This window comes from Okeania sp. KiyG1 (assembly GCF_014132355.1).
GTDB lineage: Bacteria > Cyanobacteriota > Cyanobacteriia > Cyanobacteriales > Microcoleaceae > Okeania.
In genome coordinates, this window is sequence record NZ_BLZO01000142.1 from 19,312 (window position 1) to 41,449 (window position 22,138).

Consider the following 22,138-nt stretch of genomic DNA (forward strand, 5'->3'; position numbering starts at 1 on the left):
GTGTTCTCCTGAATTCTTTCTTTTACTCTGTTATATCTAAGAATAATTCTGATTTAAGAAAATGTCAAGGATAATATTAAATTAAATTTAACAACCAATATTTGTTGAGATGTGTTATAATCTGAAGCTGGTATGAAATGTATATAATAAGCTTAAGTTAATGAACAGTAACTATACTGCAACAAATATTAAGGAAGAAATGCAATCTAAAGGACTGAGAATTACTCCTCAGCGGTTTGCGGTTTATGCTAATCTTTTATCTCGTTCAGACCATCCCACAGTTGAGGAGATACTGAGTGAAGTCAACCGTGAGTTACCAATTTCTTCCAAGGCAACTATTTATAGCGCCCTAACTGTGTTACGAGAAGTAGGGTTAGTTAAGGAAGTATTGCTAGAAGAGGGAGTAACTCGTTATGACGCTAACGTTAAACCTCATCATCATTTTTGCTGTCAAAAGTGTGGCGCGATCATTGATATCGACTGGGAAACTTTTAGTAATTTACAAATAGATCGTTTACCACCAGGAATTTACCCTGAAAGTTATGAGGTTATTGTTAAGGGTACATGCAGTCGTGAAAGTTGTAATGGAGTATTGTTCAATAATGAATAATGAATAATTAATAATTAATAATTACCGAATAATGAATAATTAATAATTAAATAATTCTGGTTTAAAGCCTCCCCTTTAAGGGGAAAAAAGCGGTTGAGGGATGGTTAGGAAACCCATCCATCCCTCGACCGCTTTTTTATCCTTTACTAAGGAGAGACTTTAAACCTTAATTATTGGGTAATAAATTTGATAGTACGAGCATCTTGCTTGCGAATATTTTAGTATTGCTAAGAAGGAAGAAAGAGTAAGAGAAAAGTTGATGGGGATACTAAAAAGTTGATGACCCTCGATCGCTCCCCAACCAATTCTAGATACCGTGGGTGAGGTTGGGGTATTAAACCCATCAGGGAAAAATAAATTTGATAGTGCGAGCATCTTGCTCGCGAATATTTTAGTATCGCCTGATGGAGCATTTTTAAACTGTAATTTTTATCATCTTCTTTTTGTTAATTACTATTGCCAACTACAGGATTACCCTATGAAAATCAAAAGCTTCAATCATGTTGCAATTATTTGCTCTAATTATGAAAAATCAAAACATTTTTATGTGAATATTTTAGGGTTTGAAATTATTCAAGAAACTTGGAGAAAACCACGCAATTCTTATAAATTAGATTTACTGGTAGGAAGTGGCGATCGCATAGAGTTATTTTCATTTCCCAACCCTCCAAAAAGATTAACTCGTCCAGAAGCTTGTGGTTTGAGACATTTAGCTTTAGAAGTAGATAATATTGATGAATCTGTCGATTATTTGAAGTCTCACAATATAGAAGTAGAAGATATTAGAATTGATGAAATAACTGGCAAACGTTTTACTTTCTTTCCCGATCCAGATGGGTTGCCTCTGGAAATTTATGAAAGTTGAAAAAGGCAATTAACAATTAATAATTAATAATTAATAATTAATAATTACCTCTTCTTTTCAAGGAGAGATAATTATTAATTGTTTAGCAAAAATAAGGTCTAAAGCCTTCCTTTTCAAGGGGAAAAAAGAAATAATATTTCCTTATATTCAATCAAGAGCGGTTTTAACCAGAGGTAATTATCCATTATCAATTAATGAATTCCCCTCCTGGGAGGGTTAGGGGTGGGTTATCTCCCTGTACGGACGTTGCATACAACGTCCCTAGCTACTCAAGAAGGGGTTTGAGTACCTATCCACTTTTCCTTCTTCCTTCTTTCTTCTTCCTTCTTTCTTCTTCCTTCTTCCTTCTTCCTTCAAATAAATGCTAGGATTATTTATAAAACAATTAATTTAGAATTTAATGGAACAAGAAATTTATAAGCAAGCAGTAGTAAAATCTCGTGCTAAAGACTATGAGGCAGCAATTCAATATTTTAGTCGAGTTATAGAAATTAATCCTAATTTTGCTGAAGCTTATTACGGCCGAGGTTTAGCAAAGTTTGATTTAGGAAACAACAAAGAAGCGATCGCTGATTATACTCAAGCTTTGGCAATTAATCCTAATTATATAGATGCTTATTTAGCTCGTGGTATTGCTAAGTTGGCAGTAAAAGATATTTCGGCAACTATTGCAGACGCTAATCAAATAATTACTATTAATAATCACTATGCTCCGGCATATAAACTATTAGGTAATGCTTATCGTCAACAAAATAATCAAGCAGATGCAATAGATAATTTTAAGCGAGGAGCAGAATTATATTTAGAACAGAAAGATGCAGTTAATTGTCGGAAATGTTTGGATAATATTAAACAAATACAATCTGTATCTACTGCTGTTGTAAAAATTGAAAATAATCTCCAAAAAGGAGATAGTAAAACATTTTTAACCAAGATTTTGAGAAAATTTGAAAAAGGCGATCGCCAGGGAGTAATAGCAGATTTAAACTGGGCTTTACAAGTAGATCCAGAAGATTCTCAAGCCTATTGTTGTCGAGGAATTATTCGTCATAAACAAGGGGATAATTTAGGCGCAATATCAGATTTTAATAAAGCTTTGCAATTGAACGACCGAGATGTTTTAGCTTATCAAAATCGAGGGATAATTCGCAGTAAAATGGGAGATTTTAAAGGAGCGATCGCTGACTTTGATGCAGCTTTAAAAATTGAACCGAATAATTCACTTATTTATGTAAGTCGCGGAAATACTTATCGGGATATGGGGGCATATCAAGAAGCAATAAAAGATTATGAACAAGCATTAAAAATCAACCCTAATGAAGCCAAAGCTTTTTATCATCGAGGCATTGTTTATTCTCGTTTAGAAGACATGAAAAAATCCATAGATGATTATCAGAATGCTGCTAAATTATTTGGAGATGCTGAAGATTGGAGTAACTATAAAAAAACCTTAGATAATTTGAAGAAAATTCAGGGAATTGTTCCTAGTCAAAATCAGGATATTAACGAAGATAATCAATATAAACAACTACAACAAAAACTTTTAAAAATGGTTGGTGGGCATTGGGAAATGGCAGAAAGATTAATCGCAAAAGTCCGAGAAAAATATCCTGGAAGAGATAGGATTTGGTATTTGGAAAAAGTTATATCTGATTATCAACAATAGTAAGATAATTAATGACAGTAGATTGCAGGTATAGCATTTCTCATAAAGATGAGGTACATTTACGATCCCCCTAAATCCCCCTTAAAAAGGGGGACTTTGAAACCTCCCCCCTTTTTTAGCGGTTCCCCCCTTAGTAAGGGGGGTTAGGGGGGATCTAAAACTGTATCTCACCAATTTGAGAAACTCTATATATAGCCTTTCTCAGGTTAGCGAGGTACAGTTATCTTTTTTTCTTCATATTTCCCTGTTGCCTGTTGCCTGTTGCCTGTTGCCTACTTCTGCAAAAATTCTATTCTTTTTCCCAGAGGTCTAATGTTAAAGCGAAAATTAGTCTGCGTTACAGGTTTGCCCAGAGCAGGTTCCACCTTAACTTGCCAACTCCTGGCACAACACCCAGAAATCTACTGTAATGGCATGAGTTCGCCTCTGTTGCCGACATTACAAGCTATTAGAGCGCATCTAAGCGATAACAATTTTTTGCTAGCTCAGTTAGATGGGGAATTTGAAACTGTATATGCAAGGTTGCAACGTGCTTGTCGTGCTTTTGCTACAGCATGGTGGGAGGAAACAGACTGTCCGGTAGTAGTAGACAAAAATCGGGGTTGGTTAAGTCAAGTAGAACTAGCTTTGGAATTAGACCCAGAAGTAAAAATGGTGGTGTGTGTCCGGGAGTTGGGACAAATTTTAGCATCCATTGAAACCCAACATCAAAAAACAGTATGGTTAGACTTCCCGGATAACCTAGCTTCTCTGTCTCCCTATGGACGTGCTGATGCTTTACTGGGGAAAAAAGGAGTGGTGGGAGGACCATTACGCTCTTTGCAAGGGATACAAGATATGAACCAGTCTCACCAACAACGAATGTATTTTCTGGTATTCGAGCATTTAATGTTGGAACCAGTACCAACGATGAAAGATTTGTTTGCTTGGTTGGGGGTGGGAAATTATGAATTAGACCCGGAGAATTTGGTAGTACAACCAGGGGAAGCAGATAGTTTCTATCGGTTTAAATATCGTCATCGTACTTATACTAAGGTAAAACCACCAGAACGTCATTGGGTGTCACCACGCATTGAAGCAGAGTTAAGGAGTAACTACCAATGGTATTACGAGTTGTTCTATCCAGGGCTAATTCAGAGTTAACGAGCTGTAGGGGCGAATGGCATTCGCCCTTACTAGATACCACAGTTCTGCATCAATCCTAATAGAATATGTGTCAGTCTACTACTGTAACTATTGGACAATAGATAAATCAAACATCAATATCGGGAAACAGAGCGTTATAACTACAGCAGTTGCTCCGCCTTTTCCTGCGGAATTTTCCCCTTTCCATGTGCGTAGCAAATATGTGTCAGTCTACTACTGTAACTATTGGACAATAGATAAATCAAACATAAATATTGGCAAACAGAGCGTTATAACTGCAGCAGTTGCTCCGCCTTTTCCTGCGGAATTTTCCCCTTTCCATGTGCGTAGCAAATATGTGTCAGTCTACTACTGTAACTATTGGACAATAGATAAATAAAACATCAATATCGGCAAACAGAGCGTTATAACTGCAGCAGTTGCTCCGCCTTTTCCTGCGGAATGCTCCCCTTTCCATGTGCGTAGCAAATATGTGTCAGTCTACTACTGTAACTATTGGACAATAGATAAATAAAACATAAATATCGGGAAACAGAGCGTTATAACTGCAGCAGTTGCTCCGCCTTTTCCTGCGGAATGCTTCGCTTTCCATGTGCATAGCAAAGCGGAACAGATGTTCTATCTCTACTTTCATGGAACAAAACAAATGAAAACTATAAGTAGGGCTTGCTGATTAAATATCAAAGCATTGACTGATATTGGTTTTAGCATTTTTTTGTCTAAAAAAGTACCAGCTTTTCGGTGGATACGAGCTGCATAAAGCTAGTATTTTGGGATGATTATGGCAGAAAAATCAAGGGAAAATTCTTATATCATGTTCCCCTTCCAGGGGAGCTGCGCTAACGGATAATCAGTTATAAATAAAATTTAATAACTGATAGTATCGACAGTACCAAAGAAATACTGAAATTCTCAATACCCCATCTCCAATATTTCCTCTTTTTCTCCTTTCTTCCCTCCTGGGAGGGGCGAGGGGTGGGTTGACTCCTGACTCCTCACAACAGTTATTTATAAGTATTCAACCGTTAGCGTAGCTCCCCCTCCGGGGGAAGATGATATTACTCCTACCTCCTCGCTCATTCCCCCTGTCTCCTGTCTCCTGTCTCCTACCCCCCATAAGACTTTTTCAGCAAACCCTAAGTATGTTGTCACAATTCAAAAACTAGAAAGCAACACCTAAACTCTTACCCATTAACTATTGGCATTATTAATTATCCATTGCTAAAATTTAAGAGCGTAGGGAAATTGCCTTTAACGCCAACAACTTGGTACAACAATTATTAAGGAGAACTAACACAAATGGCTATATTTGAAGTAACTAGACGAACAGATAATGGTAGGGGGAATACTCCCGGAACCCTAAGTAAAGCAATTTTGGATGCCAATAACCGACCAGGGAACGATACTATTGTTATCAAGAACAATGTCAGATTATCTGGCGAAATGATTCAACTAATTGATAGTAATATTACCATTACGGGTGACGATCCGGATACAGCTCAGGAGGAAAGAGCTAGAATTAGTGGTGACAATACCTACCGTCCATTGTTCGTGAGGTCGGGAACGGTGAATATTAATAACTTAAACCTGACTAATGGTACAGCTCAGGGGGGAAATAGTAATCTATCAGGCGGAGGCGCCGGAATGGGTGGTGCCCTGTTTATCTATGATGGTAATGTTTCTGTAGATAATGTTAACTTTAGTAATAACCAGGCAATAGGTGGAAATTCTGATGATGATACTAATAGCAATGTAGGTGTAGGTGGCGGTATGTTTAGTACGAGGTTACCTGAGAATGAAGGAGTTAATGATTCAGGCATAGTATTCAACAGTAGGAGCGCCACTGGTGGCAACGGTGGCTTCCTTGGCAACGGTGGCTACGGCCTTGGTGGCCCGGCTTCAGGTATTGTCAGTGGCTTCACTGGCCGCGGTGGCGAAGGTGGCTTCGGTGGTAGCGGTGGCATTGGCATCGGTGGCCTTGGTGGCTTCGGCTCTACCAACTTCGGCTTCAGTGGCGACGGTGGCAACGGTGGCACTGGCATCGGTGGCAACGGTGGTTTCGGTGGTGGCGGTGGTTACGGTATTGGTGGCTTTGGTGGCGCTGGCGACAGCTTCATTGGCGAAGGTGGCTTTGGTGGCCTTGGCTACGGTGGCGAAGGTGGCTTCGGTGGTGGCGGTGGCGCTGGCTACGGTGGCCCCCCTGGCGCTGGTGCCTTCCTTGGTAGAGGAGGCGTTGGCTCTGGTGGCGATGGTGGCTTCGGTGCTGGCAAAGGTGGCAGCAAGTTTGGCGGGGGTGCTACTCCCGAGGTTTTCTTGGGTGGCGACGGTGGCGACGGAATGGGTGGAGGTGTATTCATCCGTTCCGGCAGCCTTAATATTTCCCAAAGTACCTTTAGCAATAATAGTGCTACTGGTGGCTCTGGTGGAATATTTCCAGGTGGTCTCGATGGTGCAAATGGAGAAGGTCTCGGTGGTGCAATATTTGCTATGGAACTCACTGATGAAAACCCCGATGGTAGCGACCAGGGGATGCCCACTTCTCTCCCTACTGTGACTATTGATGCCTCCACTACATTCTCCTCTAATAATGCTGCTAATGCTGACACAAATGGTTCCGCCCCAGACAGCATTGCATCAGGGGATGACCAAGACAACGATGACCTGTTTGGTAGCACAATCACTCGTAGTAACGCTGTCAACAACGAACCAGTCCGTTTTGATTTTAATAATGATGGAGTAGCAGATATTCTCTGGCGTAATGGAAATAATGGAGCTAACCGGATTTGGTTTATGGATGATGACGGAAGAAGGATATCTCAAGCTAATCCAGGAAATGTAGGTACAGCTTGGGATGTAGCTGGAGTTGACGATTTTAATGATGATGGAGTAGCAGACATTCTCTGGCGCAATGGAAATAATGGAGCTAACCGGATTTGGTTTATGAATGATAACGGAAGAAGGAGCGGTCAACCTGCTAATCCAGGAAATGTAGGTACAGCTTGGGATGTCGCCGGAGTTGACGATTTTAATGATGATGGAGTAGCAGACATTCTCTGGCGCAATGGAAATAATGGAGCTAACCGGATTTGGTTGATGAATGATAACGGAAGAAGGAGCGGTCAACCTGTTAATCCAGGAAGGTTAGGTACAGCTTGGGATGTCGCCGGAGTTGACGATTTTAATGATGATGGAGTAGCAGACATTCTCTGGCGTAATGGAAACAATGGACGTAACCGGATTTGGTTGATGAATGATAACGGAAGAAGGAGCGGTCAACCTGTTAATCCAGGAAATTTAGGTACAGCTTGGGATGTCGCCGGAGTAGGCGATTTTAATGATGATGATGTAGCAGACATTCTCTGGCGCAATGGAAATAATGGAGCGAACCGGATTTGGTTGATGAATGATAACGGAAGAAGGAGCGGTCAACCTGTTAATCCAGGAAATTTAGGTACAGCTTGGGATGTCGCCGGAGTAGGCAATTTTAATAATGATGGAGTAGCAGATATTCTCTGGCGTCGTGGAAATGGAGCGAACCGGATTTGGTTGATGGATGACGACGGCACATTAGACAGTAGCGTTAATCCCGGAAATATAGGTAGTGTTTGGGATGTAGCCGGAATATAATATCAAATCCAGTAGCATCGATACAATTTCAGAATCTAGGAGTTTGGTCTCCAAACTCCGTAGACACCTTGCCTTCAATGTCAACAAATTAATACAACAATAACTCAGGAGGACTAACAAAAATGGCTACATTTGAAGTAACTATACCAACAGATAATGGTTTGGGGAATACTACCGGAACCCTAAGTAAAGCAATTTTGGATGCGAATAACCTACCAGGGGACGATACTATCGTTATCAAGAACAATGTTACATTATCCGGCGAAATGATTCAACTAATTGATAGTAATATTACGATTACGGGGGACGATCCGGATACAGTTGAGGAAGAAACAGCTATAATTAGTGGCGACGATACCTACCGCCCATTGTTTGTTAGGTCGGGAACAGTGAATATTAACAACTTAACCCTGACTAATGGTAAAGCACAGGGTGGAAATAGCGATCAAGGAGGCGGGGGTGCCGGAATGGGTGGTGCCCTGTTTATCTATGATGGTAATGTTTCTGTCGATAGTGTTAACTTTAGTAATAACCAGGCAATAGGTGGAGATTCTGGTGATGCTACTGCTAGCAATGTAGGTGGCGGTATCTTTAGTACTAGGTTATCTTCTAATAATGGTACTGATGATATAGGTGATTACGGCGGTTACGATGGTAACGGTGGCGACGGTGGCTTTCTTGGCGACGGTGGCCAGGGCATCGGTGGCGACAACTTCAGTGGCAACGGTGGTGACGGCAACGGTGGTGATGGTGGCTTTGGTGGCGACGGTGGTGACGGCGACGGTGGCTACAGCTACAGTGGCAACGGTGGCGATGGCTACGGTGGTGACGGTGGCTTTGGTGGCGGCGGTGGCCAGGGCATTGGTGGCGATAGCGATGGCGATGGCTACGGTGGTGATGGTGGCTTTGGTGGCGGTGGTGGCCAGGGCATTGGTGGCGATAGCGATGGCTTCAGCTCTGGTGGCAACCGTGGCTACGGTGGTGGCAACGGTGGCTTCAGCGACAGTCTAGGTAGCAATAGTGGCGATGGTGGTTATGGAATGGGTGGAGCTGTATTTATCCGTTCCGGCAGCCTTAATATTTCCCAAAGTACCTTTAGCAATAATACTGCCACTGGTGGTTCTGGTGTAAGCAATGGAGAAGGTCTCGGCGGTGGAATCTTTGCTATGAAACTCACTGGTACAAACTTCCTTGGTAGCGATCAAGGAATGCCAACTTCTCTCCCTACTGTCACTATTGATGGCAGCACTACATTCGACTCTAATGATGCTGCTGATGCTGGCACAGATGGTTCTGCTCCAGAGATCATTGCATCAGGTGATGACCAGAACAACGATGACTTGTTTGGCATTACGATTACTCGCAGTAACGCTGTCAACAACGAACCAGTCCGTTTTGATTTTAATTCCGATGGAGTAGCAGACATTCTCTGGCGTAATGGAAACAATGGAGGTAACCGGATTTGGTTCATGGATGATGACGGCACACGGAACAGTCAACGTAATATCCAAAGGTTAGGTACAGCTTGGGATGTCGCCGGAGTAGACGATTTTAATGATGATGGAGTAGCAGATATTCTCTGGCGTCATGGAAATAATGGAAATAACCGGATTTGGTTCATGGATGATGACGGCACACGGAACACTCAAGCTAATCCGGGAAGGTTAGGTACAGCTTGGGATGTCGCTGGAGTAGACGATTTTAATGATGATGGAGTAGCAGATATTCTCTGGCGTCATGGAAATAATGGAAATAACCGGATTTGGTTTATGAATGATAACGGAAGAAGGAGCGGTCAACCTGTTAATCCGGGAAGGTTAGGTACAGCTTGGGATGTCGCCGGATTAGACGATTTTAATGATGACGGAGTAGCAGATATTCTCTGGCGTCATGGAAATAATGGAAATAACCGGATTTGGTTTATGAATGATGACGGCACACGGAACACTCAAGCTAATCCGGGAAGGTTAGGTACAGCTTGGGATGTCGCCGGATTAGACGATTTTAATGATGATGGAGTAGCAGACATTCTCTGGCGTAATGGAAATAATGGAGCTAACCGGATTTGGTTTATGAATGATAACGGAAGAAGGAGCGGTCAACCTGTTAATCTGGGAAGGTTAGGTACAGCTTGGGATGTCGCCGGAGTTGCCGATTTTAATGATGATGGAGTAGCAGATATTCTCTGGCGTAATGGAAATAATGGAGCTAACCGGATTTGGTTGATGGATGACGACGGCACATTAGACAGTAGTGTTAATCCCGGAAGTATAGGTAATGCTTGGGATGTAGCCTTCAACAATTAATAATTAACAGGACTTACGCAAAGACACTATATATAGTTTATGGCAAACTGAGCGATAGCTATAATTTTTAAGCGATCGCCAGAGCAACAAAATTATTATAACTTATACCAAGACACTATATATAGTTTATGGCAAACCGAGCGATAGCTATAATTTTTAGAGAGCGATATAGCTGCCGCACTTGCTCCGCCAACGCCGAGAATTTCTCTAGTGATAAAAACTTAAATAGCCGTCATTTTAATTGCAGGATATTTGAGTTCAGATACTAGATATTTAGATAATAATTGATGTTTGAGTTGATAAATAGTTTTTCCCAGAATGTAAGCTAATTTTTTTAAATTATTCCAAACTAACATAGCACAGGCAATATGATTTTTTTGATTTTTTGCCAGGCGACATTGACAAAACTCTATTCCTGTTAATTGCTTAATTTATCTGTGAAATTCTTCGATTTTCCATCAAGGAAAGCGACTCGAATTCTACATCATCTGTCGAAGATTGACTTAAGTCATTAGTGACAATGTATTCTGTTCTATTGGCAGAAATAGTAGCCCAGAATAGTTTGACTTTTTTATCTCTTGGAAAACCTTTAATTTTTATTATTTTACCTGATGTTCTTTCTGATTCATTCCAGCTTAATTTACCAATACTTTTATATTTTTCTGCACCACCAGTATCATCTACTAAACGATTAATTTTTAAGGGGAAATAATAAATTTTTCCTAAGTTATCTATCAGTCCCATTAATCTTTGTGTTGCATACCAACTATCCATTAGTACAGTTTTAAATGCTAATTTATTTTTATTTACCACGTTTAAGATCATTTATTCAACATGATCAAACTCACGTTTTTTTGTCACTTTCTGGATCATAAATACGGTAATCTATTATCCAAAATTGTTAGTTTTGGGGATTAAAATAAATACAATTAACTATTCCTATACCCTGAATTACTTGATGTTCATTACCACTATATTGTTTTCGCACAAGTGCCTCTTTCAGAGGAGCTACGCTTTCAATTTTATTAGCATATTTTTTCTTAATTACTGTATCATCAAAAATCAGGTATGCTTCCGTATTTTGGACAATTTCCTTTTTGACATTTTCCCATAAGTCTTGTGAGTTTAGAGATTCTGTTCTTAAATAACGATTAATCGTATCATGGCTAATGTTTTCTAGGTGATTTGCTAAATTTGTGATGGTATAATTTGTATGATAATTTAGTAAATATTGACAATAATCAATATAGTTAAAATTCATTTTGTTAGCTCAAATTAACAGTAATATTATTCTACAATAATCAGGGTATTTGAGCCAAACTTATTTACAATTAGCCACATATCATAGAGCTAAAATTAATTATACTAGATTATATTTAATATTAGTTATAAGAATGTTTTTGTGCAGGCGATCGCTATAAATTTTTAAGAGTTCGCTCTATTCAGTATACGTTATATATAGTGTCTTGTTATAAGTTATAATAATTTTGTTGCTCTGGCGATCGCTTAAAAATCATAGCTATCACTCAGTTTTCCATACACTATATATAGTGTCTTTGCGTAAGTCCTGATTAATAATTACCTCTCAAAAGAAAACGGAATTGATTGACTAATAATGAAAATTTTTTCTCTCTTGGTCGATTGGATATGGCTCCGAAACCCGCTCTTATCAGAGTTGCTCCGCTTTATATGTTGCGTGCGGAGCAAAACGCCATCCCACCCTACGGGAAGCTCCGCTACGACCGCTGTTTTCCTTTAAAGGAGAGGCATTTTACCTTAATTATATCATGTCCGGATAATTAGTTATAAAAAAAACTTTCCCCTTCCTCTTCTTCCTTCTTCCAACTTCAGTCTTCCCTCCTGACTTCCCCTCCCCTCCTGGGAGGGGTTAGGGTGGGTTGGGAGGGGTTAGGGTGGGTTGACTCCTGACTCCTGACTCCTGACTCCTCCGTCGTTATTTATTTATAACTGTTCAACCGGACATGATATTATTCGGTAATGTAATATAAAGTTCGTATTCATTCTCGATAGACACGGGGACACTCCAGACACGGGGACGCGGGGACACGATAATTGATAATAATAATCATTATTGCTAAGAGAAAGGGGCTGCTATGAGCAGCCCCTTCCCACTCCACTTTTTTTGTAGTAAACTTGAAACTGGTATTGATTTGAGGATATTGAGGCCATTGGGATGTCGATAGAATTAACTGAGGAGCTGAAAGTCTTGTTGTCTGAAACCGCAGCTCAACTTCGTGGTCCTTGTTTGCGTAAATTTATGGCACGAACGGTCTTAGGATTAGGCTTAAGAGTAGGGGAGCGGCTTTTAACGTCCCGCTAATTCTTTTGTAAAGTACCCTACTTGTCCTCTAGTTAATTTGGCAAAATGTCCCAAACTACTCAAGCGCTCTCAAAACCAATATTGGCTGAACCTGGATCGTCTTACACAAACAACCATCCTCAAGAGTCCCAAGAGTGGGTGGAAGTTTTAGTTGATGTTCCTTTCAAAACTTCAACAGATGATGCTGAAGAGGAGGAAAAATTATTTACATATAAAATACCTCCCGAACTGGACATTCAACCAGGAGACATTTTAACAGTACCCTTTGGCAGTCAACAGGTAGGAGCGATCGCTATTCGTAAAACCTCCCAACTACCAGAAGGGTTAACGAGGGAGCGCATAAAAAATGTATCGGACATTATTACTAGAGGTTTTTTCCCTCCCACTTATTGGCAACTTATAGAAAAAGTCGCTAGTTATTATCAAACACCTATTATTAGAGTTATTCGCACAGCTCTACCACCAGGGTTACTCAAACGTAGTCAACGACGCATCCGCATTATAGAAGAAGCAATACCAACAGGTGCAGAAATTTTCCTCAATGCTACCGCTAAAAAAATTCTGGAAGTTCTGCAAAATTCCAAAACCAAAGATTACACCTGGCAATATATCCAACGTCAAGTCAAAGGTGCTAACAGAGGATTAAAAGATTTACTCCAACGAGGTTGGGTAGAAAGTTATCTCGAACCTCCTTCGCCACCAAAACCAAAATTGAGACAAGCTGTAACTTTAGTTGTTCAAAACTTACCCAAAGATTTAACCCCACGTCAACAAGAAGTGATGGAAGTACTACGGCGAAACGGTGGAGAAACATGGTTAACTGAATTACTTAACAGTTGCAAAACCAACTCTTCTGTGGTAAGAAAACTAGAAGAAAAAGGCTGTGTCATCATAGAAGCACAGGAGGTGTTGCGACGAGAACAAGGTAGGGGCAATATCAGAGATGAAATCAAAATGCTGACACCCTATCAAGCAGAAGCACTAACAACTATTACCCAAATACAAGAATTTGCTCAAATATTGTTGCATGGAGTTACGGGGTCTGGGAAAACAGAAGTATACTTACAGGCGATCGCTCCTATTCTCGAAAATGGCAAATCTGCTCTTGTACTCGTTCCCGAAATTGGTCTAACACCCCAACTCACAGATAGATTTCGCGCTCGTTTCGGAAAAAAAGTCTACGTTTACCATAGCGCTCTGTCTCCGGGGGAACGTTACGATACCTGGCGTAATATGACATGGGGTATTCCTCAAGTTATTATTGGCACTCGCTCTGCCATCTTTGCCCCATTACCAAAACTAGGTTTAATAGTATTAGACGAAGAACACGATAACAGTTTCAAACAAGACCGCCCCGCCCCTTGTTATCATGCTTGCACTGTAGCGAAATGGCGAGCAGAGCTGGAAAACTGCCCATTAATATTAGGTTCCGCAACACCCTCTTTAGAAAGTTGGTTGGAAACAAGAGAATACCATCCAGAAAACCTGAGTCAAGCATCTCCTAATCTACCAGAAAATGTAGATGAAACTGTTTCCTCAAAACCTAACACCCAAAACCTAACACCTAAAACCTACTACCTGTCACTACCAGAGCGCGTCCAATCACGACCGATGCCACCCATAGAAATAGTGGATATGCGCCAACAACTACGACAGGGAAACCGCACAATGTTCAGCTATCCTCTACAAGAAGCACTGCAACAACTACAGGAAACAAAACAACAAGGCATTTTATTCATCCACCGTCGCGGTCATAGTACATTTGTGTCTTGTCGTAGTTGCGGTTATGTAATGGAATGTCCCCATTGTGACGTTTCACTTTCCTATCATTACACCCACGAAGGCGGAACTCAACTGTTACGTTGTCATTACTGTAATTACACCCAACTACAACCCCAACGTTGTCCGGAATGTGATTCTCCTTTCTTTAAATTTTTTGGCAGCGGTACTCAAAAGGTAACTCAAGAGTTAACTAGACAGTTTCCAGATTTACGATGTATTAGATATGATAGCGACACTACCCGCACCAAAGATGCACACCGAATATTGTTAACTCAGTTTGCTAATGGAGAAGCAGATTTATTAATTGGTACTCAGATGTTGACCAAGGGTTTAGATTTAGCTCAGGTAACATTAGTAGGAGTTGTTTCTGCTGATGGGTTGCTGCATTTTTCAGATTATCGTGCTAGTGAGCGTGCTTTTCAAACATTGTTGCAAGTAGCAGGACGTGCAGGTCGTGGAGATAACCCAGGGCGAGTAATTATTCAGACTTATACTCCCGAACATCCTGTGATTCAAGCAGTGCAACGTAATGATTATGAATCTTTTGTGGAGACAGAATTACAACAACGAGCAGAGTTACGATATCCTCCCCACGGGCGGTTAATTTTGTTGCGTTTGAGTAGTTATGACCCGACTGAGGTAGCGGTAACTGCTCAAAAGTTAGCAAGTGTGTTGATGGAAAAAGCGGAAGAGGGAAAATATGATTTATTGGGGCCTGCGCCTGCTCCTATTGCCAGAGTAGCTAATCGTTATCGGTGGCAGATTTTATTAAAGTTATTGCCTGGATGTGAGGATGTACCCGATCTGACTAGGTTGAGTAATCTTTGTCCTCCTGGGGTGAGTTTGACTGTGGATGTCGATCCTATGAATTTGTGATCAACTTAGTTCAGTCGGGAAGTTAGGGCAAGACACGGATTTGGCCACGGATGCACGGATGGATGCAGTTCAGTAGTGGCGTGACACAGCTAAGACTGTGCATTAGCTTTTAACTTGAAAATTCTTACTTTTGACTTTTGACTTTTGACTTTTGAATTGAATCTAATGCACCATTTTAGCTGTGTCGGTCCAGTAGGGTGCGTTAGGCGCTTACTACAAAGTATGGTTGAATACTCAAGTGTCACGTTGCACCGTAACGCACCTTTGAGTAGCTTGTGCTATCTAAAATGTTTCGGTGCGTTATATCAAATCCGCCTAATTGCACATAAAAAAATTATCCAATCGTCATAAGTAGGCTCATCTTTGTAATTCTCTCTCCTCCTGACTCCTGTACGGGCGTTAGCGGAGCTTTGCGCAAGCTTTCGGCCGAAAGCTTGCGCATAACTATCGAATGGCGCCCCTACTACCTGACTCCTCCTGACTTAACCATTCTATGGCTGTTTAACCGGATTTGATATTTCGCTTTCCTTCGGAATGCTGCGCAAACGCTAAGACACCCTTACGGTTATTCAGACTCTAAAAAAAGAGCCACTATTTTCCCATAGTACCAATCTAATCTCAGAATATAGCAACTTTTTCTAATTGTCAAGGTGCGATCGCTATTAAATTACCAAAAACTACTGGAGTAATTTTAATTACGGTTATTCAGACTCTAAAAAAAGAGCCACTATTTTCCTATAGTACTAATCTAATCTCAGAATATAGCAACTTTTTCTAGTTGTCAAGTGCGATCGCTATTAAATTACCAAAAATTCCTGGAGTAATTTCAATGTGTGTTATATTACTCCTATAAATAAAAATTATAAATCTTTTTATGAAACAGTAAATTACTTGTAAAGTAGAATCATTCTGGGATGCAGAAGCAAAAGTTTGGGTAGCAACAAGTGCTGATGTTCCTGGATTAGCAACAGAAGCAGATACCATTGAAGCACTCAGTCAGAAACTCCGGCAAATGATTCCATAATTAATGGTTTTGAACAATATAATTTCGTCTGATTATGTTGGGTACATTGAATTTCAACTAACCAGTCATCGAGAAGAACAAATCAAAGTAGCTTCTTAAAATGGTTTCATCACTAACTCCTAGATTAAAAAAAAATCTCACACAAGCAGGTTGCTATTTCGAGCGACAGAGTAAGGGAGACCATGAATTTTGGCATAGCCCAATTACCGAAAAATTGGGGTATGTGCCTCGCCCTTCTAGGGCGACTTTATTAGTTGATTATTTACAAAAGATCATGTTATCATATTGTTAGTTCAAAAGTCGTTTTATGAAAGCGAGATTTAAGTACCGTATATATCCAACATCAGGACAAAAACACCGATTAGCAAGGCTATTTGGTTGTGTTCGTGTTGTCTGGAATGATAGTTTAGCTTGCTGTCAGGAAAAGTATACTTCAGGAGAGAAAAAACCTGTTAACTCACAGCTACAAAAACAGTTTATTACTCAAGCTAAAAAAACTGAAGACAGAGAGTGGTTATCAGAGGTTTCTGCTATACCACTACAGCAATCTTTAAACCATTTAAACCAGGCTTATCAAAATTTTTTTCAATCAACCAAAGGTAAGAGAAAGGGTAAACCTGTTAAACCTCCTAAATTTAAGAGTAGAAAGTCAAGGCAAACAGCTAGGTTTACAAAAGGTGGATTTAAAGTTGGTCAGCATAAAGTTTATTTAGCCAAAATAGGAAAACTGAAAATTGTGTGGTCAAGGGAACTACCTGCTGCTCCATCATCAGTAACAGTAATCAAAGATTCAGCTAACAGATATTTCTTAAGTTTTGTAGTAGAAATACAACCAGAAACTTTAGCAAAAACTGATAATTCAGTAGGTATAGATTTAGGAATTAAAACCTTTGCAACATTGAGTAATGGTCAAAAAATTGATGCACCGAAACCATTAAAGAAAAGGATTAATAAGTATCGAAAGTTGAGCAAGTCTTTATCTAAAAAAACTAAGGGGTCATATAGATACGAAAAAGCGCGGGTTAGAGTTGCTAAATTTCATGCCAAACTAAAAGATACCAGAACAGATTTTCTACATAAATTATCCACCGAAATAATTCGTGAAAACCAAACAATTGTCTTGGAGGATTTGAACGTTTCTGGAATGGTAAAAAACCGCAAATTATCCAGAGCCATATCAGATTTAGGTTGGAGACAGTTCCGGACATTCCTAGAAGGAAAAGCAGAAAAATATGGTCGTGATTTCAGAGTAATTAGTCGTTGGGAACCCACATCTCAAACTTGCTCTAGCTGTGGTTTTAAAGGTGGCAAGTTAGACCTTTCAGTAAGAGTATGGGAGTGTCTCAACTGCGGTGCAAAACACGATAGAGACCAGAATGCAGCAATAAATATATTAGTCGCGGGCGGGCAGCTCGAGACAAAAAACGGACGTGGAGGCAAGCGTAAGACTAGCGTCAAGGTAGCAGCAGCCTATGAAACGTCAACCCGCCGAGGAGCTACGGCCCGGTAGGAATCCCCGTGCCTTTGGGCCGGGGAGGATGTCAACGCACCCGACGGTTCTGCTGACGACAGCTTCGGATTCTCAGTAGCTCTAAGCGATAACACAGCTCTGATAGGTTCCCGGGTTGACGACGACAATGGAACAGACAGTGGTTCAGCTTACCTGTTTACCATTAACGCTCAATCAACACCAGAACCATCATCGCTCTTAGGAATAGCAGGCACTTTCGCGATCACCGCCTTATCCCGAAAGAAGCAGCAGAAAAAATAACCATAAAAATTCCTCATAGCTAATTTATCAAGCAAGGAATTCAGGCTCTAAATCTTTGCTTGATTTTCTTTTGAGAGTTCTACTTACATTTTCATAACTTACGCACGGGCACGCTTATCCATTGAGGGCGTTAGCGGATATTGGCGTTAGCCAATGTCATTCGCCCCTACATAAGGAATTCAGCCTCTAAATCTTTGCTTAATTTTTTTTGAGAGTTCTACTTATATTTTCATGACTTACGGACGGAAACTAAATCCAGTGAGGGCGTTAGCGGAGCTTGGCGTTAGCCAATGCCATTCGCCCCTACATATGGCGTTTTCAAGGTAAATTTGCGTAAGTCCTGAAAATGTTATAAAAACTTGTAGATAACTATAGATGGAAAAAATCCATCAAAAAAGTTTGATATTTTCAGTAAACACTTATACATGAGAACAAACTAAAAATATGGTAGACGTTTTCTTTAATTCTTGGGATGATGGCGGATTAAATAATTCACGCTCTATAGACACAAGCGATCCTACTTATGTAATCGTACATGGTTTCCAAAGTACGGGTGGAAATTCAGGTAATAACTTTACCCCTGAAGGTTGGATGTCAGAAATGGCACAAAATATACGAGATTTGGAGGGCAATGATGCTAACATTTTGTTAGTAGATTGGCAAGATGGCGCTGATACTCTCAATTATTGGGCTGCTGCTGACAGAGTTGATGATGTGGGAGTTGAAGTAGCAGACTATTTGTTGGGTCAAGGTATTAATCCTGCCGATACCACACTTATTGGTCACAGTCTAGGTGCTCATGTGATGGGTGAAGCAGGAGAAGAATTTCGCGAACGTAGTGGGGAAGTCGATCAACTTATTGGTCTCGATCCAGCAGGTCCTGAGTTTGAAGGAGGTTGGTTCTCTAGTGCTAACCCCACAGACGATCGCCTAGATCCAAGTGATGCGGATAGAGTTGTTGCTTTCCATACCAGCAGTACATTGGGATACGACGCTCCATTAGGAGACTTAGATTTATACATTAACTGGGACGATCTATTCCAACCAGGTTCCTTTAGTTTTGTAGGTAATCACGGCTACGCTCACACATTGTATAACGATCTATTAGATGGAGCCGCATTCGCGCAAAACAACGGCACTACTTTCTCACTCGCGACCGTTAATGGTAACACAACAGGTTCAGTATCTGTAGATACTTTCGCTGTATAGAACCTATTAGGGAGTAGTCGTAGGGACGTTGCATGCAACGTCCGTACAGAGTAGTGGACTGTTTCATCTTAAATGTTGCATTAGAAAATGGGGTGATGGGGGATGGGGGATGGGGTGATGGGGGGATGGGGGATGGGGGGATGGGGTGACGAAAAAGCGCTCTGCACTATTTTAGGTGAAACAATCCAGTAGTGGACTGTTTCATCTTAAATGTTGCATTAGAAAATGGGGTGATGGGAACCCACCCCTCGCCCCTCCCCTCCGGTGGAGGGGAATTTGGGGGTGATGGGGGGATGGGGTGACGAAAAAAGCGCTCTGCACTATTTTAGGTGAAACAATCCAGTAGGGGGAAATAATTGATGAATAAGAGTGCAATAATTGATTTGATTTTTGATTGTTGGAGAATAATATCAATTATGTAATTACAGCGGTTTTCATTTGGGTAAACCACAGTAGGGACGTTCCATGGAACGTCCCTACAATATTTTGCTTGTGAAGATGTGGTTCATCAATTTGAAAAGCGCTGTAAATATAAAGATCCTAACTTCTTGGCAAAAAAAAACCAGCATTAGCAAAGATACTAAATGGCTTCTATAGTCTGATGGATAAGGTGATGCTGTTTTCCTAATCAACGCAATAACAACTCAGGACTTACGCACGCATATCAAATCACACACCATCTGTAGGGGCGAATGGCATTGGCTAACGCCAAGCTCCGCTTTATATGTTGCGGAGCAAAACGCCCTCCCTGTATGTAGAGCCTCTGCGTAAGTCATGAACTGTAGCCTTAGCAATGCTTTGCCTGAAAAACTAACAACAAAAAAAATAGTGGTTTGCACATAAATCGATTGCAAGCCACTATATTTTTTTACCAAGAAATTGTGGTCTAAAGCCTCCCCATTCATGGAAAAAGAAGAAAAAAATCTTTTTAGCCAATCCTCATTCTTTATAAAAAGAGGTAATTATTAATTATTAATTATTAATTATTAATTGTTGAACTATATTACTCTTAAGATTCTGCTTGAATTCTCTGTATTGCTTTATCGATTTTTTCTGCATCTTCTCCTTTACCTTGCTCTTTTAATAAGTCTCTAGCTTTAGTGAGAGATACTAATGCTTCAGGTCGTTTATTTTCCAAATACAAAGCTACCCCTAATTGATAATGAAGCACTGCTAAGTCTGGTTTAAGGCGAACAGCATTTTCAAATTGGGAAATTGCTTCTGACAAATTATTTTGATTCGCTAAAAGACTGCCGAGATTAGCATAAGCTTCTGCAAATTCTGAATCTAATTCAATAGCTTTACGAAATGCTGCTTCTGCTGATGTCAGGTCTCCTTCCTTATAGAGTTTTACCCCACGATCGAATTCTGCTTTGGCTTCTCCTTCCAGGGCAATAATTGTTGTGTTAGCTAATTGGGTTTGTTTTGCGGTTGGTTTGAGAGTTGAAGCATAAGCTGAAGTGGTACTGACTAAGCTTAGTATTGTGACTATGGCCAATAAATTGTACTTAGATTTTTTATAAAACATTTTTAAGAATGCTAATAGTAATAGTTACTTTTTTCAGCATACTACTTATTTTTAGATTTGATCCCCTCTTTGTGAAATAAACCTTAAGAAAACTCAACTTGTTTAAATTTCTGCTTAAGGCTCTTGATAAATTGTCTACTCATCAGAAATTTGTTCAAAATGAGCATCTTTACTCTTGACTCTTATCTAGGATTTCTTTAAAGCAGAATCAAATTCTAAACATTTGCTATTTTTATATCTGTGATACAAGGAAAATAATGGCAGTTTTGTCAAATTTTTGTTATATTTTGTAACATGATGCGATAGTCTTACGAATTCTCACAAGTTGTAGAAAATTTATCAAACAGGATTGGGTCGGGCAACCCCGCCTTTTAAGGAGAAATGTTTTGGAGGCTTGCTCAAGTCCCCTACTTCCCCTCGGGGTGGGTTAACTTCTGACTTCTGACTTCTGACTTCTGACTTCGTTAAGGCGATCGCTAAATCAAACAAGGCATATCTGGAGCAATCCAGATAGATTTGTTGTATCTAAATTTACCGAGTTTACTCTGAAGTAGGCTCAGTACATAGTTGTTATTATAAATATGGAGTAAAGCTATGGACCAACCGATGGAAATGCCACTGGAAAAGCAATTTAGCGTTCGGTCTTTTGAGGCTCAGGTACGCCAGATGAGTTTACAACAGGCTCAAGATTGCTTGGTTCAATTATATGAACAGATGTTGATGAGGGAAACTCTTTACCAACAATTTTTAAAGCATAAGTGGGGATTAGAATCTAACCCTGATTTTGATTAAAACGGAAGTTGTCTTAGGGACGACCTCTTTCTCTCACTCAGTTTCAAATTAATGAAATAGAGTCGGGGATCGTGGGGAGTCATTTCAGTTATCAGTACCTCTGGAATAAAGAAGCTACAAAAATACAGAATCTTCTTTTTTATCTTCGTTAAAGGGAGGGTTCAGACCCAAATTTTTCGGTCAACTAATACTGTTTCACTGAACTTAAAAGTAAGATTTTATGAGCTAAGAAGTTTCATTGACAACAACTTTAGGCGATTATTTCATATCAATATATATTTGTGTGACATTATTTAATTGGATTGGTATAAATTTACAAATATTACAAGTATTAACAACATCATTGAGTGACTAGCTAAAAAATTAAGAATACTCAAAGAATACTAAAAAATATTAATAATTGTTTATTAATTAGTCTGGTTGACGCTCTATAGTAGCCTCCATAGCACTACTCAAAGAAAGACCACTTAAAACTCCGCCAGTAGAATAATATCGCTCTGGGTCTAAGCGTAGTAAAGTTTCAAAACCACTACGACGTTGGACATCATTTCCCAGTACCCAATAGCGCTGAATAATTGAATCAATGCCCAGCCAT

At 40.1% G+C, this 22,138-nt stretch carries 16 protein-coding genes and 3 pseudogenes; 16 read left to right on the forward strand and 3 right to left on the reverse strand.

Annotated elements, in window-relative coordinates; translation table 11 throughout:
* Positions 1-160 precede the first annotated feature (160 nt).
* The 7 genes from SAGCYANO_RS33485 (at position 161) to SAGCYANO_RS48375 (ending at position 10,220) form a co-directional block, all read left to right on the forward strand.
* Positions 161-610, forward strand: coding sequence for a Fur family transcriptional regulator (locus SAGCYANO_RS33485; RefSeq protein ID WP_202223992.1), 450 nt, complete (start codon positions 161-163; stop codon positions 608-610).
* A gap of 478 nt (positions 611-1,088) precedes the next feature.
* The gene (locus SAGCYANO_RS33490) at positions 1,089-1,475 is read left to right on the forward strand and encodes a VOC family protein (protein ID WP_202223993.1); all 387 of its coding nucleotides are present in this window, start codon (positions 1,089-1,091) and stop codon (positions 1,473-1,475) included.
* Positions 1,476-1,875: 400 nt separating this feature from the next.
* A complete protein-coding gene (locus tag SAGCYANO_RS33495; RefSeq protein ID WP_202223994.1) occupies positions 1,876-3,141 on the forward strand; it encodes a tetratricopeptide repeat protein in 1,266 nt (421 codons plus the stop codon).
* Between the two features lie 312 nt (positions 3,142-3,453).
* Positions 3,454-4,284 carry a sulfotransferase gene (locus SAGCYANO_RS33500; RefSeq protein WP_202223995.1) on the forward strand — a complete coding sequence of 277 codons (831 nt, stop codon included), beginning with the start codon at positions 3,454-3,456 and terminating at the stop codon, positions 4,282-4,284.
* A 16-nt stretch (positions 4,285-4,300) separates the two neighbouring features.
* The gene (locus tag SAGCYANO_RS33505) at positions 4,301-4,666 is read left to right on the forward strand and encodes a hypothetical protein (protein ID WP_202223996.1); all 366 of its coding nucleotides are present in this window, start codon (positions 4,301-4,303) and stop codon (positions 4,664-4,666) included.
* Between the two features lie 920 nt (positions 4,667-5,586).
* On the forward strand, positions 5,587-7,914 hold the full coding sequence (locus SAGCYANO_RS33510) for a VCBS repeat-containing protein (protein WP_202223997.1): 2,328 nt from the start codon (positions 5,587-5,589) through the stop codon (positions 7,912-7,914).
* 122 nt (positions 7,915-8,036) lie between these two features.
* Positions 8,037-10,220: a VCBS repeat-containing protein gene (locus tag SAGCYANO_RS48375; RefSeq protein ID WP_202223998.1), complete on the forward strand. Its 2,184-nt coding sequence runs from the start codon at positions 8,037-8,039 to the stop codon at positions 10,218-10,220.
* Positions 10,221-10,441: 221 nt separating this feature from the next.
* Here SAGCYANO_RS48375 and SAGCYANO_RS33520 read toward each other — a convergent pair.
* Positions 10,442-11,481, reverse strand: a pseudogene (locus SAGCYANO_RS33520) (transposase).
* A 933-nt stretch (positions 11,482-12,414) separates the two neighbouring features.
* Between SAGCYANO_RS33520 and SAGCYANO_RS33525 the strand changes: the two are divergent.
* The 8 genes and pseudogenes from SAGCYANO_RS33525 (at position 12,415) to SAGCYANO_RS33560 (ending at position 19,223) form a co-directional block, all read left to right on the forward strand.
* Complete coding sequence (locus SAGCYANO_RS33525; protein WP_202223999.1) at positions 12,415-12,561, forward strand: hypothetical protein; 147 nt, start codon at positions 12,415-12,417, stop codon at positions 12,559-12,561.
* Between the two features lie 45 nt (positions 12,562-12,606).
* The gene (priA, locus tag SAGCYANO_RS33530) at positions 12,607-15,219 is read left to right on the forward strand and encodes a primosomal protein N' (protein ID WP_202224000.1); all 2,613 of its coding nucleotides are present in this window, start codon (positions 12,607-12,609) and stop codon (positions 15,217-15,219) included.
* Between the two features lie 886 nt (positions 15,220-16,105).
* Positions 16,106-16,243, forward strand: a complete 138-nt coding sequence (locus tag SAGCYANO_RS50920) for a DUF1902 domain-containing protein (RefSeq protein WP_375340041.1) — start codon at positions 16,106-16,108, stop codon at positions 16,241-16,243.
* A 100-nt stretch (positions 16,244-16,343) separates the two neighbouring features.
* Positions 16,344-16,535, forward strand: coding sequence for a type II toxin-antitoxin system HicA family toxin (locus tag SAGCYANO_RS33545; RefSeq protein WP_202224002.1), 192 nt, complete (start codon positions 16,344-16,346; stop codon positions 16,533-16,535).
* 15 nt (positions 16,536-16,550) lie between these two features.
* Positions 16,551-17,753, forward strand: coding sequence for an RNA-guided endonuclease TnpB family protein (locus tag SAGCYANO_RS33550; protein ID WP_202224003.1), 1,203 nt, complete (start codon positions 16,551-16,553; stop codon positions 17,751-17,753).
* 48 nt (positions 17,754-17,801) lie between these two features.
* Positions 17,802-17,900 (forward strand): annotated as a pseudogene (locus SAGCYANO_RS50925) (FG-GAP repeat protein); the annotation flags it as partial.
* 15 nt (positions 17,901-17,915) lie between these two features.
* Positions 17,916-18,014, forward strand: coding sequence for a PEP-CTERM sorting domain-containing protein (locus SAGCYANO_RS50930; protein WP_375340042.1), 99 nt, complete (start codon positions 17,916-17,918; stop codon positions 18,012-18,014).
* 444 nt (positions 18,015-18,458) lie between these two features.
* Positions 18,459-19,223, forward strand: coding sequence for an alpha/beta fold hydrolase (locus SAGCYANO_RS33560; RefSeq protein ID WP_202224004.1), 765 nt, complete (start codon positions 18,459-18,461; stop codon positions 19,221-19,223).
* 1,009 nt (positions 19,224-20,232) lie between these two features.
* Here the strand turns inward: SAGCYANO_RS33560 and SAGCYANO_RS33565 are convergent.
* Positions 20,233-20,751, reverse strand: a complete 519-nt coding sequence (locus SAGCYANO_RS33565; protein ID WP_202224005.1) for a tetratricopeptide repeat protein — start codon at positions 20,749-20,751, stop codon at positions 20,233-20,235.
* Between the two features lie 594 nt (positions 20,752-21,345).
* Between SAGCYANO_RS33565 and SAGCYANO_RS33570 the strand changes: the two genes are divergently transcribed.
* A complete protein-coding gene (locus SAGCYANO_RS33570) occupies positions 21,346-21,543 on the forward strand; it encodes an NblA/ycf18 family protein (RefSeq protein WP_202224006.1) in 198 nt (65 codons plus the stop codon).
* A 411-nt stretch (positions 21,544-21,954) separates the two neighbouring features.
* On the opposite strand, the pseudogene SAGCYANO_RS33575 reads toward SAGCYANO_RS33570, so the two are convergent.
* Positions 21,955-22,138: pseudogene (locus SAGCYANO_RS33575) on the reverse strand (hypothetical protein); the annotation flags it as partial.

What these genes read in the sequence shown, in the direction of transcription:
- SAGCYANO_RS33490 (WP_202223993.1), top strand. Translation starts at nt 1,089, where the DNA reads ATGAAAATCAAAAGCTTCAATCATGTTGCAATTATTTGCTCTAATTAT.
- SAGCYANO_RS33500 (WP_202223995.1), top strand. Translation starts at nt 3,454, where the DNA reads ATGTTAAAGCGAAAATTAGTCTGCGTTACAGGTTTGCCCAGAGCAGGT.
- SAGCYANO_RS33570 (WP_202224006.1), top strand. Translation starts at nt 21,346, where the DNA reads ATGGACCAACCGATGGAAATGCCACTGGAAAAGCAATTTAGCGTTCGG.
- SAGCYANO_RS33525 (WP_202223999.1), top strand. Translation starts at nt 12,415, where the DNA reads ATGTCGATAGAATTAACTGAGGAGCTGAAAGTCTTGTTGTCTGAAACC.
- SAGCYANO_RS33550 (WP_202224003.1), top strand. Translation starts at nt 16,551, where the DNA reads ATGAAAGCGAGATTTAAGTACCGTATATATCCAACATCAGGACAAAAA.
- SAGCYANO_RS33560 (WP_202224004.1), top strand. Translation starts at nt 18,459, where the DNA reads ATGGTAGACGTTTTCTTTAATTCTTGGGATGATGGCGGATTAAATAAT.
- SAGCYANO_RS33485 (WP_202223992.1), top strand. Translation starts at nt 161, where the DNA reads ATGAACAGTAACTATACTGCAACAAATATTAAGGAAGAAATGCAATCT.
- SAGCYANO_RS33565 (WP_202224005.1), bottom strand. Translation starts at nt 20,751, where the DNA reads ATGTTTTATAAAAAATCTAAGTACAATTTATTGGCCATAGTCACAATA.
- SAGCYANO_RS33495 (WP_202223994.1), top strand. Translation starts at nt 1,876, where the DNA reads ATGGAACAAGAAATTTATAAGCAAGCAGTAGTAAAATCTCGTGCTAAA.
- SAGCYANO_RS33510 (WP_202223997.1), top strand. Translation starts at nt 5,587, where the DNA reads ATGGCTATATTTGAAGTAACTAGACGAACAGATAATGGTAGGGGGAAT.
- SAGCYANO_RS33505 (WP_202223996.1), top strand. Translation starts at nt 4,301, where the DNA reads ATGGCATTCGCCCTTACTAGATACCACAGTTCTGCATCAATCCTAATA.
- priA (WP_202224000.1), top strand. Translation starts at nt 12,607, where the DNA reads ATGTCCCAAACTACTCAAGCGCTCTCAAAACCAATATTGGCTGAACCT.
- SAGCYANO_RS33545 (WP_202224002.1), top strand. Translation starts at nt 16,344, where the DNA reads ATGGTTTCATCACTAACTCCTAGATTAAAAAAAAATCTCACACAAGCA.
- SAGCYANO_RS48375 (WP_202223998.1), top strand. Translation starts at nt 8,037, where the DNA reads ATGGCTACATTTGAAGTAACTATACCAACAGATAATGGTTTGGGGAAT.